Source organism: Trichocoleus sp. DQ-A3, assembly GCF_039961975.1.
Taxonomy (GTDB): Bacteria; Cyanobacteriota; Cyanobacteriia; order Cyanobacteriales; family FACHB-T130; genus FACHB-T130.
In genome coordinates this window covers 191,437-208,650 of sequence record NZ_JAMPKC010000007.1, presented here as the reverse complement: position 1 = coordinate 208,650, position 17,214 = coordinate 191,437, and the positions used below count along the sequence as shown (strand labels likewise).

Annotated in this window: 13 protein-coding genes; 10 read left to right on the top strand and 3 right to left on the bottom strand. The window is 45.4% G+C overall.

Annotated elements, in window-relative coordinates; genetic code table 11:
- The first annotated feature begins 103 nt into the window (after nucleotides 1-103).
- The 7 genes from NDI44_RS14140 (at nucleotide 104) to hpsP (ending at nucleotide 10,503) form a co-directional block, all read left to right on the top strand.
- Complete coding sequence (locus NDI44_RS14140) at nucleotides 104-2,077, top strand: ATP-binding protein (RefSeq protein ID WP_190410414.1); 1,974 nt, start codon at nucleotides 104-106, stop codon at nucleotides 2,075-2,077.
- A gap of 73 nt (nucleotides 2,078-2,150) precedes the next feature.
- A complete protein-coding gene (gene glmM / locus NDI44_RS14135) occupies nucleotides 2,151-3,614 on the top strand; it encodes a phosphoglucosamine mutase (protein WP_190410413.1) in 1,464 nt (487 codons plus the stop codon).
- A gap of 103 nt (nucleotides 3,615-3,717) precedes the next feature.
- Entirely contained in the window at nucleotides 3,718-5,400 is a 1,683-nt protein-coding gene (gene hpsL / locus NDI44_RS14130; RefSeq protein ID WP_190410412.1) for a hormogonium polysaccharide biosynthesis protein HpsL, read from the top strand.
- A gap of 67 nt (nucleotides 5,401-5,467) precedes the next feature.
- Nucleotides 5,468-6,445: a hormogonium polysaccharide biosynthesis glycosyltransferase HpsN gene (hpsN, locus tag NDI44_RS14125; protein ID WP_339380834.1), complete on the top strand. Its 978-nt coding sequence runs from the start codon at nucleotides 5,468-5,470 to the stop codon at nucleotides 6,443-6,445.
- A 2-nt stretch (nucleotides 6,446-6,447) separates the two neighbouring features.
- Nucleotides 6,448-8,043 carry a glycosyltransferase family 39 protein gene (locus NDI44_RS14120; protein WP_190410411.1) on the top strand — a complete coding sequence of 532 codons (1,596 nt, stop codon included), beginning with the start codon at nucleotides 6,448-6,450 and terminating at the stop codon, nucleotides 8,041-8,043.
- 49 nt (nucleotides 8,044-8,092) lie between these two features.
- Nucleotides 8,093-9,268, top strand: a complete 1,176-nt coding sequence (gene hpsO / locus NDI44_RS14115) for a hormogonium polysaccharide biosynthesis glycosyltransferase HpsO (RefSeq protein ID WP_190410410.1) — start codon at nucleotides 8,093-8,095, stop codon at nucleotides 9,266-9,268.
- 35 nt (nucleotides 9,269-9,303) lie between these two features.
- Nucleotides 9,304-10,503, top strand: a complete 1,200-nt coding sequence (gene hpsP, locus NDI44_RS14110; RefSeq protein ID WP_190410409.1) for a hormogonium polysaccharide biosynthesis glycosyltransferase HpsP — start codon at nucleotides 9,304-9,306, stop codon at nucleotides 10,501-10,503.
- 84 nt (nucleotides 10,504-10,587) lie between these two features.
- Here hpsP and chlG read toward each other — a convergent pair whose 3' ends face one another.
- From chlG to NDI44_RS14095, 3 genes are all read right to left on the bottom strand, one after another.
- Nucleotides 10,588-11,580 carry a chlorophyll synthase ChlG gene (chlG, locus tag NDI44_RS14105; RefSeq protein ID WP_190410408.1) on the bottom strand — a complete coding sequence of 331 codons (993 nt, stop codon included), beginning with the start codon at nucleotides 11,578-11,580 and terminating at the stop codon, nucleotides 10,588-10,590.
- Between the two features lie 90 nt (nucleotides 11,581-11,670).
- Nucleotides 11,671-12,768 (bottom strand): ArsA family ATPase, encoded by a 1,098-nt coding sequence (locus NDI44_RS14100; protein ID WP_190410407.1) that lies wholly within the window; start codon nucleotides 12,766-12,768, stop codon nucleotides 11,671-11,673.
- 6 nt (nucleotides 12,769-12,774) lie between these two features.
- Complete coding sequence (locus NDI44_RS14095) at nucleotides 12,775-12,969, bottom strand: DUF2862 domain-containing protein (RefSeq protein WP_190410406.1); 195 nt, start codon at nucleotides 12,967-12,969, stop codon at nucleotides 12,775-12,777.
- A 437-nt stretch (nucleotides 12,970-13,406) separates the two neighbouring features.
- On the opposite strand from NDI44_RS14095, the gene NDI44_RS14090 reads away from it, so the two are divergent.
- From NDI44_RS14090 to NDI44_RS14080, 3 genes are read left to right on the top strand one after another with little or no spacing between them, the layout of a single operon-like run.
- On the top strand, nucleotides 13,407-14,252 hold the full coding sequence (locus tag NDI44_RS14090) for an ABC transporter permease (protein ID WP_190410405.1): 846 nt from the start codon (nucleotides 13,407-13,409) through the stop codon (nucleotides 14,250-14,252).
- Nucleotides 14,253-14,297: 45 nt separating this feature from the next.
- Entirely contained in the window at nucleotides 14,298-15,680 is a 1,383-nt protein-coding gene (locus NDI44_RS14085; RefSeq protein ID WP_190410404.1) for an ABC transporter ATP-binding protein, read from the top strand.
- 47 nt (nucleotides 15,681-15,727) lie between these two features.
- On the top strand, nucleotides 15,728-17,008 hold the full coding sequence (locus tag NDI44_RS14080; protein WP_190410403.1) for a hypothetical protein: 1,281 nt from the start codon (nucleotides 15,728-15,730) through the stop codon (nucleotides 17,006-17,008).
- Nucleotides 17,009-17,214: the final 206 nt, after the last annotated feature.

The window sequence follows — 17,214 nt, the reverse complement described above, 5'->3', positions numbered from 1 at the left end:
AACATTAGCGGCTTAGGTCAGACAAAATCTAATATTTATCTATTGTTAGATTAAATATTTTTAAGGGAAAACTATCATTGAGTATCCCACTGGAATTTCGACTATGCCATCTCCAGACGCTAGCTTTACCCCACACGAACGGGTCGTTGCTGCTAAGTCTGAGCCACAAAGCCAACTCAGACCCCCAGAACCTTCTCCAGACTGGGCAAACCGATTGCTCCATCGTCTCAGTATCCGAAAGAAAATTGGTTTTGGATATGCCCTAACTCTTGCTGTGGCGATTGTAGGAACCGCCATAGGACGTACGGTAGGAGATTATTACTATGAAGATCAATCTAGGGAGAATCTAGAGAGGGTACATAAGGAAACACTTGTTTTCAATGACTTGAGGTTTAACGTCCTAGAGGCACGAAACCACCAGCAACAATTTATTTCTTTAATATCGCAACCAGAGGTATTTAGGGAACACTATGCTCATTTCATTGAGCATAAAGCGGAGGTTGAGAATCGGCTATCTGAAATCAGAGCTTTAGCAGATAGGACTAATCGCCGGGATTTGAAGCAATTTCTTCAAAATAACCAGAATCCGGTAGAAAGTTACTTTCAGCAAGTAGAATCTCTCCTTAAAAAAATTAATGAGTTGAATTTAAAAACGCAGGATGTTTCAGCCGCACAGCAGGTACTGATCGCTTTTACGAATAATAAAGTAGCTACTGAGTTTGACAACTTCTCAGAAGACGTAGAAATCTTAATTACAAACGCTCACAAGGCAGAAGAAGAAGCCTATGAGGGTCTAGAAGAGGCAGAAAAGGTAGGAACCCAGGTTACGATCGCTGCCATGCTACTGTCGAGTGCGATCGCAACCGCGATCGCCATTTATACCAGTCGCGCGATCGCACATCCGATTGAAGCAGTTACTAAAGTAGTGACTCAAGCGAATGAGGAAGCTAATTTTGACCTGCAAGCTCCTGTCCTTACTCAAGATGAAGTTGGAGTATTAGCGATTTCCTTCAACACCCTCATTCAACGAGTTGCAAATTATACTCAAGAATTGGAGTTCGCTCGCCAGACTTTGGAAAGACGGGTAGCAGAACGGACTGAAGAACTAGAGGGCAAAAATGAGCAGCTAGAAGCAGTTCGTGCTCATTTGCAAGAACTGAATGCTGAGTTAGTGTCTCAAGCTGGTGAACTCAGCCATACTTTGCACGATCTCCGGCAAACTCAAGCCCGTTTGATTCAAACGGAAAAAATGTCTAGTTTGGGTCAAATGGTAGCAGGAGTGGCTCATGAAATTAATAATCCAGTTAACTTTATCTACGGCAACTTGAGCCACGTCAGCGAGTACACGCAGGATTTACTCGCTCTGGTCGATCTTTACCAGCAACATTATCCCAACAGCGCCCCGGAAATCCAAGCTCAAATTCAAGCATTTGACCTGGAATTTGTCGCTGATGATTTGCCGAAAATACTCTCTTCGATGAAGATGGGAACTGAGCGCATCCGTCAAATCGTGCTGTCTTTGCGAAATTTCTCTCGCCTAGACGAAGCGGACATGAAACCAGTTGACATTCATGAAGGAATTGACAGCACTTTATTGATTCTCAACCATCGCCTTAAACGCGGCATTGAAGTAACTAAGCAATATGGAGAGTTGCCTTTAGTTGAGTGTTATCCAGCACAACTTAACCAAGTATTTATGAATATCTTGAGCAATGGAATTGACGCCTTGCTTGAGCAAAGCCAGCAAACCAGCCCGCAGATTTTGATTCAGACGGAAATAGAAACAGAAAATCCCGGGTTTGTACGAGTGCGGATTAGAGATAACGGTCTCGGTATTCCCCCAGATATTCAAAACAAACTGTTCGATCCCTTCTTCACGACTAAGCCTGCGGGAAAAGGTACCGGGCTAGGACTGGCAATTTGCGCCCAAATTATGGAAAAGCATCAAGGCAAAATTGAGGTGAATTCGCAGCCGGGGAAGGGAACTGAGTTTGCACTGGTCTTGCCCAGCAAACATCCGAATGCGATCGCACTCAGCAGCCGCCTTGAGCTAGAGCAAGCCAACGGCAGACCCTAAGAGAGGTTTGGGTTATTCCGGAAGGTGCTATCCTCCACTGTAAGTGTGTTGTGTGTTGGAGTGGTTTAAAAATATGGTTTCATCCCCAAGCCGTCCTCAGCTCTCTAGTCCTGTGACTGAGGTAGAGCAACCAGGCATCCGGATTGGTAATAATCCTGCTTCCAGTTTCCTCGCGTTGCCAACGACTCCCCTGTTTGGCACCGATGGCATTCGCGGAAAAGCTGGAGAATTGCTGAGTGCATCCCTAGCCTTGCAAGTGGGCTTTTGGGCAGGTCAAGTGCTGCGGGCATCGGCAACCACCTCAGGGCCGGTGATTTTAGGGCAGGATTCTAGAAACTCCAGCGATATGCTAGCAATGGCGCTTGCCGCTGGTTTAACGTCAGCGGGACTGGAAGTGTGGAATCTAGGGCTATGCCCGACTCCCTGCGTGGCTCATCTCACCAGCGCCTCCCAAGCCGTAGGCGGGGTGATGATCTCTGCTAGCCACAATCCGCCAGAAGATAACGGAATCAAGTTTTTTGGATCGGATGGTACAAAGCTACCCCCCGCGTTGCAGCAGGACATTGAAGCGGCTTTAAGAGGAAGGGCGAATTTCGCCACGTTGAATGGTAGCTGGGGACAGCATTATCATCGACCGGAGTTAGTGACAAATTATCTGGACTTGCTGAAGCGATCGCTCGCACCAGGGATCGGCCTAAAAGGGTTGCGAGTCGTGCTGGATCTGGCTTGGGGCGCAGCGGTTCATCTAGCACCAGCGGTGTTTCAAGAGATGGGGGCAGAAGTCATCTGCTTGCACGATCGTCCCGACGGCGATCGCATCAATGTAAATTGCGGTTCGACTCACCTCAGCTCCCTCCAGTCAGCCGTCAAGCAGCACGGTGCCGACTTAGGCTTTGCTTTTGATGGAGATGCCGACCGAGTCATGGCAGTCGATGCCCAAGGTCGCGTCGTTGACGGCGACTATATCCTCTATTTTTGGGGCAATACCCTGAGGCAAGCTGGACAGTTGCCTGGAGATTTGATCGTGGCGACCGTTATGGCGAATTTGGGCTTTGAACGCGCCTGGAAACAGCTAGGCGGTTCTTTCGTGCGGACAGCCGTCGGCGATCAGTACGTACAGGCGGAAATGCTCCGGACTGGAGGAAAGCTGGGCGGCGAGCAATCGGGACACATCCTCTGCCACCATTACAGTCTCACTGGAGATGGCTTGCTGACCGCTTTACATATAGCGGCACTGGTGCATAGCACTGGGCAATCCCTCTCGGAACTGATCGATGGAAGCTTTCAGACTTATCCGCAGCTGCTGCGGAATGTGCGGGTGGAAGACCGTGAAAAGAGACGGCGTTGGCAAGAGTGCGACGCTGTGACAAATGCGATCGCTCAAGCGGAAGCAGCGATGGGAGACCAAGGAAGAATTTTAGTTCGCGCCTCTGGCACCGAACCCGTCATCCGAGTTATGGTGGAAGCCGCCAGTGCCGACTTAACAAATCACTGGACAGAACAGCTGGTTCTCGCCGTCGAACAACATCTGGCGTGATTTTGAGAAAGAGATGCGTGGATAGGTGGATGCGATCGCTAATCCACGCATCTCAAATCATGTATGCCAAAATCGATGGGTACCGGCAGCTTCAAGCTCCCCCATGCCGAAATCAAAGCTAAAATCCAAAAAGTCTAAAAATACAAAACAGCAGTCTCAAACGCCAACCCTAAGTCTTAAGGAGCAGTTAGCCCAAAAGCGCAAGGCGCAGCAGGCGCGAAAAGAATTCACTCAATTTGCCTTTGCCAGCGTGGGGATTGCCGCCGTTCTTGCTATCTTCCTGTTTCTCGCCGCTGGACCAAAAGCCGCCTTAGCCTCTTTAGCAATTCCGGCTCTGGGATTTTCCTACAAATACCCCCGTAAAGCCCTATGGGCATTCCTCCTTTACCTACCGATTAATGGCACTGTCACCTATTGGATTGGTGGCGGAAATCCTGTATTCCAGCTGGCTAAAGATGGAATCTATATTCCCGCATTGATTGCTCTAGTAAAGGACTGCCAAAGGAAAAAGCTACCCATCCTGATTTCTAAAGAGATCAAGCCGAGCTTGTACATTTTATTAGTCTTTTCTGGGCTGACGCTATTTCTTGTTAACGGCTTCCTACAATTTTCGGGCGGTAGGTCGGGACAACCCTTTTTGCAGGGAGTTTTGGGTCTAAAAGTTTTTCTGGGGTACGTTCCCCTGGCTTTTTGTGCCTACTATCTGATTCGGACAAAAAAGGAATTGCTCTTCCTGACGCGAATGCATCTGGTTCTCGCCATCATCTGCTGTATCCTTGGCTTTATTCAGTACTCGATGCTGACTAGCGGTAGATGTGCTGGTACCAGAGGACTGGTTGCTGATGCTTTGTTTAAGGCAACCCTGGATGCCAAGTGTTTTGTCGGTGGCGCTTTGGTTTACAGCCCGGAAGTCGGGATGATTCGCTTACCAGGTACGTTTGTCTCTCCTTGGCACTGGGCATGGTTCCTGATTTCCAACGCCTTTTTTACCTTTGCAACTGCCTTCTGTGACACTTCGTTTTTCTGGCGGATTGGTGGTTTAGTCGGTATGGCACTTGTCTTTGCCAATGCGGTGATTTCCGGTCAAAGAATTGCCCTGTCGCTGGTTCCCGTTGTCTTCGTACTGCTGCTGGTGCTTACAGGACAAGTAGCAAACCTCAAACGGTTTATCCCCGTTGGAGTCGGGCTAGGTGTGGTGTTGAGCATCGCCGCCGCCGCCAACCCAGCTTTAATTCAGGAGCGGATCGATAGTTTTGTCAGCCGCTGGAATGCTTCACCTCCCCAAGCATTTATTGTGGAGCAATTTAATTGGGCAATGAAGAAACAGCGGGGATTTTTGGGACGCGGTTTGGGAACGGCTACCAATTCCACCCGAATTTTTGGTGATGCAGCGCTGGTTGAAACTTACTACCCTAAGGTTCTATACGAAATTGGTCCGGCAGGCACGTTGGCGTTTCTAGTTTTCGTGACTTGCTTGACAGCGATTACTTTCAAAATTTACCGCTCGGTGAAAGACAAAAGTTTACGCAGTTTTGGTGCCAGTTTTTGGGTTTTGATTTTAGTGCTAAGTTATAACACTTACTGGTATCCCTTGGATACCGAGGTGGCAATTTATTACTGGTTTTTTGCCGGTGTTATTTTTAAATTGCCAGAAATAGATAAGCAGGAACAAGAGAAGCGATTGGCAGAGGAGGAAAATGATGAGGCTAAAACGAAGAAGAAAGGACGCCGCAAATCATCTGGAAGGCGTACTATCGGCAAAACAAGCCCGGTACCTGCCACATAATTACGGCAGCGATCGCTCAGTATTCAGCGATCGCTCACTATTCAATTGCATTTCGGAGCAGTAAACCGTGAAGCCTTTGATTTCGGTTATTATCCCCACTTACGGACGTGAAGAACCTTTGCGAGATACGCTCAAAGATGTCTTGCTGCAAGACTACCCAGCCTTTGAAGTGCTAGTGGTCGATCAAACCGCCACGCACCAGCCCGAAACTCAAGCGTATCTTGAGGAGTTGGCAAACAGCGGTAAAATTCGTTGGTTTCGCGTAGATTGGGCAAGCTTACCGGGTGCCCGAAATTATGCGGTACGGCGGGCAGTTGGGGAAATTGTGTTATTTCTGGATGATGATGTTCTGCTAAAGCCTGGATATTTAGAGGCTCATGCTCGCAATTATTTAGAGCGTCCGGAAGTGGGTGCGGTGGCAGGGCGAGTATTTGACCGGATGAAGTTGGAAGATTCCGGCAATAAGTTGACGATTGAGGATTTGCCCCCAGAAGCGATGGACCCTGGAATTGCCTGGTACCACATTGACTTAGTGCATACCGTGAAGCCGCAGCGCGTTCTGACTGCCAGAGGCTGCAATATGTCTTTCCGGCGAGAAATTTTTACGAAGCACGGACTGCATTTTGATGAGCGGTTTCGAGGGAGTGCGGTGCGCGAAGAGTCAGATTTTTGTCTAAGGTTGCGGCAGACAGGGTATCAGATTTGGTACGACCCCGATGCTGATTTAGTTCACCTAGGAGAAGAAACTGGCGGCTGTCACGATATTAGTACGCGATCGCTCCAGTACCAACTTACCTTCTATCACAACCACTTTCTATTAGGCTTCAAAAACCTCACCCCAGCTCAATGTCTGCGATTCTTTGCCAAGCTATTTGACTGTCACGTTTTAGGTCATCCCCCTTGTTACAAAAGCGGTTCTCCCATCAAAATCCTTAGTCGCGGTGTTTCCTACACTCTCGGATTCTTTAAAGCATTGGGTACAGTTATTCAATCTAACTGGGCAGATGGTCAAATATACACCCAGCTCGACAAAAAGGAGGCGTAGCTATGGAAAATAAAACAACACCCGATCTTCATGTGCTTCCCCTTTTTCTAAAAGCTTTGCTCATTCTCTCTTTGGTTTTAGGCATTTTTTTGAGGTTCTATCACCTCGACCAAAAAATTTATTCAAATGATGAGACTTTTAGCACCACATACATATTCGGTCAACGGTTCTTAGCAGTTGATGATTCGGTAGTTGGAGTTGACGAGCTACAGAAGTATCAGTGGATAAACCCTGATATAAGTTTCAGTCAATCTATTCAAAGATTGGTAGTAGAACCCTATGTATTTCCACCTATTTTTTCATTGGGAATGCGAATCTGGTCAGAATTAGGAACCCATATATTTAGTAATCCGTTAATCATTCAAAGAAGCTTTTCAGCATTTATTAGTCTTTTTGTTTTAGTAGGTATTTATTGGCTATGTTGGGAATTATTTGAATTTCACCTTGTCGCCTGGATCGCCACAGCTCTAGTCGCTGTCTCTCCATTTCATTTACAATATGCTCAAGTGGTGCGACCGTATAGTTTACTGGCAGTCGTCACTTTATTATCCAGCGCGGCTCTTTTGAGAGCGATGCGAACAAAGACAAAACTTAGTTGGGTAATATATGGAATAACTGCTATTGGTGGTTTATATTCTAATGTACTATTTGGATTTGTTTTAATTGCACACGGGGCCTATGTTTTTCTTATCGAAAGATTTCGATTTAACAGAAATTTAATATGTTATCTACTTGCCTCGGCTTGTAGTGGATTAATTTTTTTGCCGTGGTTTTATCTTTTTATGGCATCGGGTATGTCTTCGTATTCAGTCGATCAGGTATCAAGCCGCATCCCTTTGCTATCACTGATTAAGGTCTGGATAGACAATATAGTAACTACTTTTGTTGATTTTTACGATCCTTGGGCTGGTCTTACTCAAAATTTACGATATTTACAATTATTTTTTACTCCTTTAATCTTAATAATTACTGGCTTTTCTTTATATCTACTTTTCAAAAAAAATCCAGAACGGGTATGGTTATTTATTTTGACATTAATTGGGATGACAGGAGTCCTACTAATGCTCAAGGATATAATTACCGGAGGTTCTATTACGACCCGTTTTAGATATTTAATCCCTACCGTTTTAGGTTTAGAAATAGTAGTTTCGTACTTTTTAGCTAATTGGTTAAGTTCCAAACAATCTTGGCAAAGAACATTTGGAAAAGTAGCAGCATCAGCCGTACTTCTAAGCGGAATTATATCCTGTGTAATTATTGCTCAAACTCCTTCTTGGTCGGCTTTTGGCAGCCCACACTATCCAGCGGTAGCTCGTACAATCAACCAAGCAACTCGTCCTCTAGTAATTACTGATAATTTAGGTCGTGCATTCACGCTCAGCTATCTACTAGATTCAAAAGTACAGTTTAAAATACTGACTAAAAAAGCTAGCTCAGTCAATGTACCAGACGGTTATAGCGATGTTTTTTTATTGGAAGTGTCTAAAGGACTGCTTCAGAAACTCAAGCAAGAGCAGAACTATAAAATAGAACCTGTTTTGGTAGCACAGAATAATTCACCTAAAATACAGGATATTTGGCGTTTAGAAAAAAACTAAAGCTAATAGCCGAAATCTAAACATTCAAAAATAGTTCTTGATATTCGCAATGAAAATTTTAGTTGCCAGTCACACTTATATCGTTGACCTCAACTGCGAGAAACTAAGGGCGTTAGCTCAACTGGAACCCGGAATTGAAGTAACTGTCGTTGTGCCGCGCCAGTGGCAACCTGGGGGTGTTCAAAATAAGACGATTGAAACTCAGCTGCGTCAAGAAGGCTCTTTTCAAATCGTGCCAGTTTCTAATTTCAGCCAGAACAACCAGGGAATGCTTACCTTTGGGGCTGACTTGATTTCCTTGTTGCGCCAGTTTCGACCCCAGATTATTCAAGTGGAACAGGGTTCAAAAGCTTTAGGTTATGCTCAGCTGATTACGCTCAATCGACTGTTGGGGCTGAAGGCAAAAAATGTGTTTTTTACCTGGTGGAACTTACCCTACGAACTAAAATTTCCGGTTTCCTTGCTAGAAGCTTATAACCTACGACACACTCACGGACTGATTGCTGGAAATCAAGATGGTGTGGATATATTGCGGCAGCATGGCTACCACGGCCCTAGCAAGGTAATGCCCCAGCTGGGTGTAGATGAGAGATTGTTCTCACCAACACCGCAGCCAGAATTGGCAGCAAAACTGGGGATTCAACCGGATGAATTTGTGGTCGGGTTTGTGGGGCGGTTTGTGGAAGAAAAAGGTCTGCTGACGCTGTTGCAAGCGTTGAAAGGCTTGCAGTCACGCCCCTGGAAATTGCTTTTACTCGGTCGCGGTCCATTGCAATCGGTACTACTAGAACAAGCCGCTGAGGCGGGGATTAAAGATAAATTGATTTTGGTGGAAAGCGTTCCTCATGACGCAGTTCCCTGCTATATCAACCTGATGAATACGCTAGTGTTACCTTCAGAAACAACTTATAAGTTTAAAACTTTGACTGCCGCTGGTTGGAAGGAACAGTTTGGTCATGTGCTGATTGAAGCGATGGCTTGCCAAGTTCCTGTAATTGGTTCTGATTCCGGGGAAATTCCGCACGTCATTGGAGATGCGGGGTTAATCTTTCCAGAGAAAGATGCAGTAGCTTTGCAAAATTGCCTGGGGCAATTGATGGAACAACCAGATTTAGCCCAGAAGTTGGGTAAGCTGGGTTATGAACGAGCGATCGCGCAATATACAAATACTGCATTAGCTAAGCAGCAGTTAGATTTTTATAAACAGTTAGTTAAGAGTCAGTAGTGCTTACAACTGACACTTGACACCTGACAAACAAAATGAAAATTTTACAAATTGTCCCTTCAATTTCTTTAGTTTATGGGGGTCCCAGTCAGATGGTTCTGGGGCTATCAGAGGCACTGGCGTCTGAAGGGGTAGAGGTGACGGTACTAACAACAAATAGCAACGGAGATGTCGGTCAGCCGCCCTTGGATGTGCCTCTCGACCGCCCGGTGGAACAAAACGGCTATCAGGTGCGTTATTTCCCCTGTTCCCCGTTCCGGCGCTATAAGTTTTCCCTGGATTTGTTGCGCTGGTTAGCAGGACACGCGGCTGAATTTGATTTAGCTCATATCCACGCTTTGTTTTCGCCTGTAAGCACGGCGGCAGCGACTGTGGCGAGATCGCGTCATTTACCCTATTTAATGCGTCCTCTGGGGACGCTAGACCCCTCAGACTTACGCAAGAAGAAGCAGTTGAAGCAGATTTACGCGGCACTGCTAGAACGTCCCAATTTAGCAGGTGCGGCGGGAATTCACTTCACCAGCCCCCAAGAAGCTAAGATTTCCGAACGCTTCGGAACTTCAACGCCGGATGTGGTAATTCCCTTAGGCGTAAAGCAGCCAGCAATCCTCCCGAAAGGTCAAGCTAGAAGGAAATTAGGCATTCCGGAGACTCAGCCTTTGCTGCTGTTTATGTCTCGGATTGACCCGAAAAAAGGGCTAAATTTACTGATTCCAGCCTTGGAAAAACTTTTAGAAGAGGGTGCTGATTTTCACTTTGTGCTGGCAGGTGGAAATCCGCAAGATCCAGCTTATGAGAACAAAATTCGAGAACAGTTGCAAGCGTCACCTTTACGCGATCGCACGACTATAACCGGATTTGTAACTGGTGAGTCGAAAACTGCCTTACTACAAGATGCCGATTTATTTGTCCTCCCTTCTTACTACGAAAACTTTGGCATTGCTGTAGCAGAGGCAATGTGTAATGGAACCCCAGTGGTAATTTCTGACCAAGTTTATATCTGGGAGGAAATTCAACAAGCGGAAGCTGGCTGGGTTTGTGTCTGCGATGTAGGTAGTTTAACTGAACAATTGCGCGAGGCGCTGGCTGATGCTTTTGAACGACAGCGACGGGGAATCAATGCCCAAGAGTATGCTTTGAAAAATTACAGTTGGAAAGCGATCGCTCAAACAACGATTAAAGCTTACCAACAAATTCTTACAAGCAAAAGTAGTAGCGCGTCCAGTCTAATTTAGTGGGCTTACTCAGACCTGAAAAGCTTGAAATGTAAGCTTTTGGGCATTTGTTTAACCAAGCATTCTAGGCTAGACGCGCTACTACTAATAAGCGGCGTGACCTAACGCCAAACCAGCAACAAGCATTCCTAGAACTAGGAAAGGTTGAGCGCTTGCCTGATATTTCACATCATTTTTCAGGGGATCGCGCAGAAAATACATATCCTGAAAAGTGATTTGGGGGATGATGAGTAATATCAAGATTGCCGCATAAAGATTTTGGTGGATGCTTATCAAATACGCGGCAATTCCAGCTTGAAAGATATCGATCATCAGCACGCATATCCATGCAGCCGTGCCAACACCAAACATCACCGGAAGCGATTGTAGACCGAGTTGGCGATCGCCTTCAACGCTTTTGAAGTCATTCACCACCGCAATTCCCAACCCCGCCAAACTGTAGAACAGGGTCAGAAGCATAATTGTAGGGTTTAACTCGCCAAACAGCGCGTGACCAGTCCACCAAGGCAGAGCAATGTAACTGGCACCCAGAGCGTAATTGCCCAGCCAGCCATTTTTCTTCAGCTTCAGCGGTGGCGCAGAGTAAATATAGGCGAGAAACGTACCGCCCAAGGCAATGCAGGTGATGGTAGGAAAATCATGCCCCGCCCATCTATCTAAAACGTAGGAAAGCCCTAACCCCGCAAATAACAGTACCAAAATTTGCGTCACCACTTGGGGAACAGAAATGGCACCAGAGGGAATCGGACGGTAGGGTTCGTTAATCGCGTCGATATCGCGATCGTAAAAATCATTTAAAGTTTGGGTATACCCAACTAAAATAGGTCCCGACAGCAGCATACAAGTAGCGGCTTTCAGAACATTTTCCAGCGTCCAAGTGTATTCACCCGAAGAAGCCGCACCGCAGACAACGCCCCAAATCAAGGGAATCCAGGTAATCGGCTTCATCAACTGCAAGCGAATTTTCCAGATAGAAGTCTCGCCAGGAGCCGCACCTTTCATGCCCAGCAGTTGCCGAGTTTTCGCACTCCGCTCAGATGGGTTGTTATCGGTTGTTTGTTGTTTGTCGGTTGTCATTTGCTAATGGGTAATAGGTAATAGGTAATGGGTAACGGGTAATGGTCATTATCAAGTACCCATTACCCATTACCAATTCTCAATGACCAATTAGAACGAAATCGCCAAGTAACTATTTTGAAATTTAGCGCCTTTGACGGGTTGACCGCTCAACTGGGGGGGTAAGGAGATATTGCGCCGCTGATCTCCGGCTTCGATGGTGACTTCAGGGCCGTATTGGGTGAGTTTTACCTGCTTTTTATCAAAACCAGGCAAGAATAGACGTACCTGACGAGCTGGAATGTCAATCTCGATAGGTTTGGGCAGCCCCGATACTTGACGCAAATCCGGGAGGGCGTCGATTAGCGGTTGCCAGTCACCCGGTGGTGAGCTGGGAAGGGAGCTGACTGCAAGAGGGGTAAAGTTTGCCGAAATGGCTTCTGTGTCCGACTCTTGGTTGAGCAGAACGCCTCCCACGGTCAGTCCGACTTGTTGGGCACTGCCCCAAAAATACTGGGCAGTTGCAACAGCAGTTGGCGCACTCGTCGTCACCAAATAGGCAGCAACGCGGTTAGGATCAGCAACGGCTGCTCTCCCTCGCTCCAGCAGATTGTTCACCTCATTGGTGGGCTGTTGGGCAAAGTTATCCCCACTCCATGACACATTGAGAACAGCGCTGCTAATGGGTTGAATGAACGGCGAAACAGTTCTCCACAGGTCGGAATCTTCCACGACTTTTCGGAACCGGCGAATATACCAGCTGAGTATCTCTGGCATCCCCAGCATCCGTAGGGTAGTCTGGTCGCCGCTGCCGTCGTAGATGATTACGTCATACTTGCCACTGGCTTCGTACTCGCGGATGGCGTTGAGAGCCAAGGCGCTGTCCATCCCTGGCAGAACGCCCAGCTCCTGACCGTAGACATTTTTCAGCAGAGGCGTCCGTAGATACTGCGCTTCCAGTTTTTTGACTTCTTCCCAGCTGCGTTCGAGTAGCACGGCAGACTGGAACTGGACTACCTGTAAGTTTTGCTCCAGTTCCTGGGGGTCAACGCTAGGGGACGCCCCTAGGAGCAATCCGAGAGTGGGGCCGGGGTCTTGTCCGGCAAGTAGCACTCGCGCTCCCTTGCTTGCCAGTTGTTTGGCGGCTGCGATCGCGACTGTGGTGCGACCCGTGCCGCCTTTGCCCAAAAACGTTAAAATCAGGGCCATCTGTTCTTATTGTGCGGGTTTCAGTTCATCTTCAAAAAACCAAGTGGTCGAGTTGTCGTCAAATTGCACGACGACCCCAACGCCACTACCATCCGTCATTTTGTAGCCTTTGATGGTGCCGACTTTCCCCAGTTTATTAACAACGGCGGGAGAAACCCTGTCTCTGAGGCGGTATACTTTTACTTTCTGACCGATCTCCATTGCTGCTCCGATGCAAATGAACCATTCCGAATCATTCCACAGTTTAGGGCAAAACCTCGGAGATTGGTTTGATCGAGCAGTAGCGAACCGAAGGTCGTCCTCTTAGGACATCGCTTTCTTTTGGTTCAGCTCACCTCTGAATCAATACCCAGGGACGGTATTTAGACCCAAACTCTTTGCTCTACCGCTTTGGCGTAGCACCAAGATGACCTTGAGGCTGCTAAGCTTTACCTCGGCAGAAGCTGCCACTCGCAAAACTTCTGCTTGTATTGCAGCAAATTTCCTATATCATCTTTAACTTAATAGACTAGACTTGTTACAAAATCCAAACAAATGCCAAAAAGCGACAATGGGAACTCTAAGGTTTGACTCAGCTTCATAGAAAAAAGTGGCTTCGTGTTTTGGTTGTGAGAGAGTAGCGGGATTTGTTGAAGTCGATGAAAGCAGTTGTTCGCAAAGCTGGCAGGGTGAGGCGTTTGCTGCCGGTTAATGACCTGTGGTGGGCAAAGCTGGATTTGTTGAGAACCCTGGTGCGGCGGGATTTGGAAGCGCGATATAAGGGTTCGGTTCTAGGCAATTTTTGGCCTTTAGTTAATCAGCTGTCGCAGTTGCTGATTTATACCTATGTTTTCTCGATTGTCTTGCAGGTAAAGCTGACTTTAAAGGGTTTGCCAGCGAATAATATTACCTATGGTTTATGGCTATTTGCGGGGTTGCTTCCCTGGCTTGCATTTACGAGTGGACTTACCCAAGCAGCAAGTTCGGTGGTGGGACAGCCAAACTTGGTCAAGAAGGTAGTGTTTCCGCTGGCGTTGTTACCGCTTGTACCGATTTTATCGACATTTATTGAAAGTTCATTTGGCTTGATGGCGTTGATTCTGTTAGTGGCGGTGTCGGCTGGAACTCTACACACGACGTTGGCACTGTTGCCCCTGATTTGGCTACCGCAGTTGTTGTTAACCGCTGGCTTGGGTTATTTAGTGGCAGGACTGACGGTGTTTTTGCGAGATATTCCTCAAACGCTGGGAGTTATCTTAAACCTCTGGTTCTACGTAACACCGATTATTTATCCAGCATCAGCGATTCCGGAGGAATGGCGAGGTTGGGTGTTTTGGTTAAATCCGATGACAGCGATCGCTGAGGTTTATAGAGATTTGGTGCTAGTGGGAGAAATAAAACACTGGGGAGAGTGGAGTCTTGTAGCGGTGGTTTCTCTGGTAGTGTTTTTTGCAGGGTTATCGCTATACAAAAGATTGCGTCCGGCGTTTGCTGATGTACTCTAGGGTGTAATTGAGTCTGCGAGTTGTGGTGTTTGAAGCAGTGGCGTAATGAGTGAGATTGCAATTTCGCTGAGGAATGTTTCTAAGTGCTTTAAGCGCTATGAGCGACCTGTAGACCGGCTCAAGGAGTTATTGTTGCCGGGAGATAGTAGGGCAGATGAATTTTGGGCACTGCGTGATATTAACTTGGAAGTGCCCAAGGGGCAAGCTTTAGGAATTGTGGGGCGCAATGGTTCTGGGAAGAGTACGTTATTGCAGATTATTGTCAGAACAATAACACCCACTACTGGAGAGGTAAGGGTCAATGGACGGATTTCAGCTTTATTAGAACTTGGCAGCGGATTTAATCCTGAATTTACAGGAAGACAAAATGTCTTTTTTAATGGACAGCTACTAGGTTTAGAGCGAAAACATATAGAAGCAAAATTTGATGAAATTGCTGCATTTGCTGATATTAGTGATTTTATGGAGCAACCCGTTAAGACTTATTCCAGTGGAATGTTTGTGAGGCTAGCATTTGCAGTTTCTATTAGCGTTGAACCTGACATTTTTATTGTGGATGAGGCTCTAGCAGTTGGTGATGAAGCTTTTCAGCGAAAGTGTTTTGGACGTATTCAAGCTCTTCAGGAAAGAGGTGTAACCATCCTTTTTGTTTCACACTCAGCACCTTCAGTTATAGGCTTATGTAGATCAGCAGTTTTACTAGACAAAGGAGAGAATCTGCTAGTAGCAACACCTAAGACAGTAATTTCTAACTATCAAAAATTGATATATGCACCTGTAGATGAAGCAGAAAAAATTCGAGAAAACATCCGGAATGGGAAGCATTTTATAAAAAATGAAAAAAATGAAATTTTATTAGAAGCCAGTCAAGAAGAATTAGAGTATAAAACTTCAAGCCAAACTAAAAATATCGATGATTTTTATGAGACCTACGATCCGAACCTTATTCCAAAAAGTACTTTGTCGTATGTATCTTGTGGAGCGCTTATTGAAAAACCTTATGTTACTACTATAGAAGGTAGGCGAGTAAATCTTCTAAAAAGAAGAAAAGAATACATTTATACTTACTCAGTAAAATTTCTGGAAAAGATACATAGAGTTAGGTTCGGAATGGTAATTAAAACAATTGAAGGATTTGAATTAGGAGGAGCAGCATCTCACACAATAGATAAGCCAATAGAATACGTAGATAAAGGCAAAGAACTCCAAGTCAAGTTTAGATTTTCCTGTTATCTACAACCAGGAGTATATTTTTTAAATGCAGGAGTTTTGGGTAGGTTAAATCACTCTGAAGTCTTTGTTCATCGTCTAGTTGATGCAGCAATGTTTAGAGTACAGCCTGAAGAATCAGATACTTTAAGATCAGGCTATGTAGATTTCGGTGTAAAATCAAAAATTTTATCATTGAATTGTGTTACAGAAGAATAAAATATTATCTAGAATAGTTGTTTGTTTAAATCCATTAGCTCAATTCTATGCGGGAAACATTAAAGCAAATAAAACTCCCCGTACTTTACACTTTTGCACGTTCTGGTGGCACATTAATTAATCGCTGCTTAGGATGTATACCAGGTAATATTATTCTTTCAGAAGTAAATCCTCATGCTTCACTTGTTCCAATTGAAGTTCAAGCACGTGACTGGTTTAAGTTAGTTTCGTCTGGTGATTTTTCAGATTTTAGCAAAAAAAAATACGTAGAGAAAATTCGATTACTAGTGGAGGTGGCGCGACAGCAGAACAGCCACTTAATAATTCGTGATTGGACAACAATAAACTTTTTGGATAACGCAAGTGATGATATTTATGCACCAAGTATGGTTCTGGAGCAAGAACTATATTTAGAGCAATCTGGATTTACTATCTCTCCTGTAGTCTTAGCACGACGGTCTGCTGATGTTTATGAATCTTTGACACGCACTTTCAAACATTTACGAAAATTACCAATCAAAGAATTTGGAATTTGTTACCTAGCTTATGTGCAAAAAATTTCAAAATATCCATTGTTTCACTATGAAAATTTTTGCCGGAAGCCAGAAAAAGAATTAACACGAATGTGTGATGTTCTTAATATCAACTACAGTGATAATTTTGTGAATGACTTTAGTAAGTTTACTTATTGTACAGGTGATAATACTTTATCTAAACCCTCTAGAGGGGGTAAAATAAGGACAATAGCTGTAATGGAAAGTAACCAGGGAGCTGAGTCTTACATTGCTGCGAGTTTAGATAAAAATTGTCAGCAAGCAGATCAACTATTGGGCTATGAAAATATGGAAATTGAAAAACAAGTCGATGCTTTTTGGAGAATAGTGGAGGTTCGCGACCAAGCCCTCACAAAAGCTAACGATCTAAAATATCAGACTCAGGTAGAATTAGAGCGCTCGCACTCTCAGCTCCAGCAAAATCAAGCAGAATTAGAGCGTTCGCACTCTCAGCTCCAGCAAAATCAAGCAGAATTAGAGCGCTCGCAGTCCCAGCTCCTACAAAGCGAAGCAGACCGTGCGGCTCGTTTGATAGTCATTGAGCAGTTGTCCGAGCAGCTCCAGCAAAGCGAAGCTGACCGTGTGGCTCGTTTGACAGTCATTGAACAGTTGTCTGAGCAGCTCCAGCGAAGCGAAGCTGATCGTGCGGCTCGTTTGACAGTCATTGAACAGTTGTCTGAGCAGCTCCAGCGAAGCGAAGCTGATCGTCTGATTCTTTTCAAAAATATAGAGCGATTATCTAGGTGGCTTAGAAAATTAATTAAGCTTAAATAAGAGTTATGATTCAAGCAAAATCAACTGTAATCATGGCTTTAGATTAAGAGTTAAGATGATGCTGACATTGGCGTACAAATAATTGTTTGACTGCTCGTGTTCAAAGTTGAGATTGCAGTCTATTTTGACACTTTATTACAGCAGGAAGTTATTATTAATTAGTTCCCCACCGATGGCAGAGGCATAGACAAGCCTTTTAAACAAAA

What these genes read in the sequence shown, in the direction of transcription:
- NDI44_RS14140 (WP_190410414.1), top strand. Translation starts at nt 104, where the DNA reads ATGCCATCTCCAGACGCTAGCTTTACCCCACACGAACGGGTCGTTGCT.
- glmM (WP_190410413.1), top strand. Translation starts at nt 2,151, where the DNA reads ATGGTTTCATCCCCAAGCCGTCCTCAGCTCTCTAGTCCTGTGACTGAG.
- hpsL (WP_190410412.1), top strand. Translation starts at nt 3,718, where the DNA reads ATGCCGAAATCAAAGCTAAAATCCAAAAAGTCTAAAAATACAAAACAG.
- NDI44_RS14120 (WP_190410411.1), top strand. Translation starts at nt 6,448, where the DNA reads ATGGAAAATAAAACAACACCCGATCTTCATGTGCTTCCCCTTTTTCTA.
- hpsO (WP_190410410.1), top strand. Translation starts at nt 8,093, where the DNA reads ATGAAAATTTTAGTTGCCAGTCACACTTATATCGTTGACCTCAACTGC.
- hpsP (WP_190410409.1), top strand. Translation starts at nt 9,304, where the DNA reads ATGAAAATTTTACAAATTGTCCCTTCAATTTCTTTAGTTTATGGGGGT.
- chlG (WP_190410408.1), bottom strand. Translation starts at nt 11,580, where the DNA reads ATGACAACCGACAAACAACAAACAACCGATAACAACCCATCTGAGCGG.
- NDI44_RS14100 (WP_190410407.1), bottom strand. Translation starts at nt 12,768, where the DNA reads ATGGCCCTGATTTTAACGTTTTTGGGCAAAGGCGGCACGGGTCGCACC.
- NDI44_RS14095 (WP_190410406.1), bottom strand. Translation starts at nt 12,969, where the DNA reads ATGGAGATCGGTCAGAAAGTAAAAGTATACCGCCTCAGAGACAGGGTT.
- NDI44_RS14090 (WP_190410405.1), top strand. Translation starts at nt 13,407, where the DNA reads ATGAAAGCAGTTGTTCGCAAAGCTGGCAGGGTGAGGCGTTTGCTGCCG.
- NDI44_RS14085 (WP_190410404.1), top strand. Translation starts at nt 14,298, where the DNA reads ATGAGTGAGATTGCAATTTCGCTGAGGAATGTTTCTAAGTGCTTTAAG.
- NDI44_RS14080 (WP_190410403.1), top strand. Translation starts at nt 15,728, where the DNA reads ATGCGGGAAACATTAAAGCAAATAAAACTCCCCGTACTTTACACTTTT.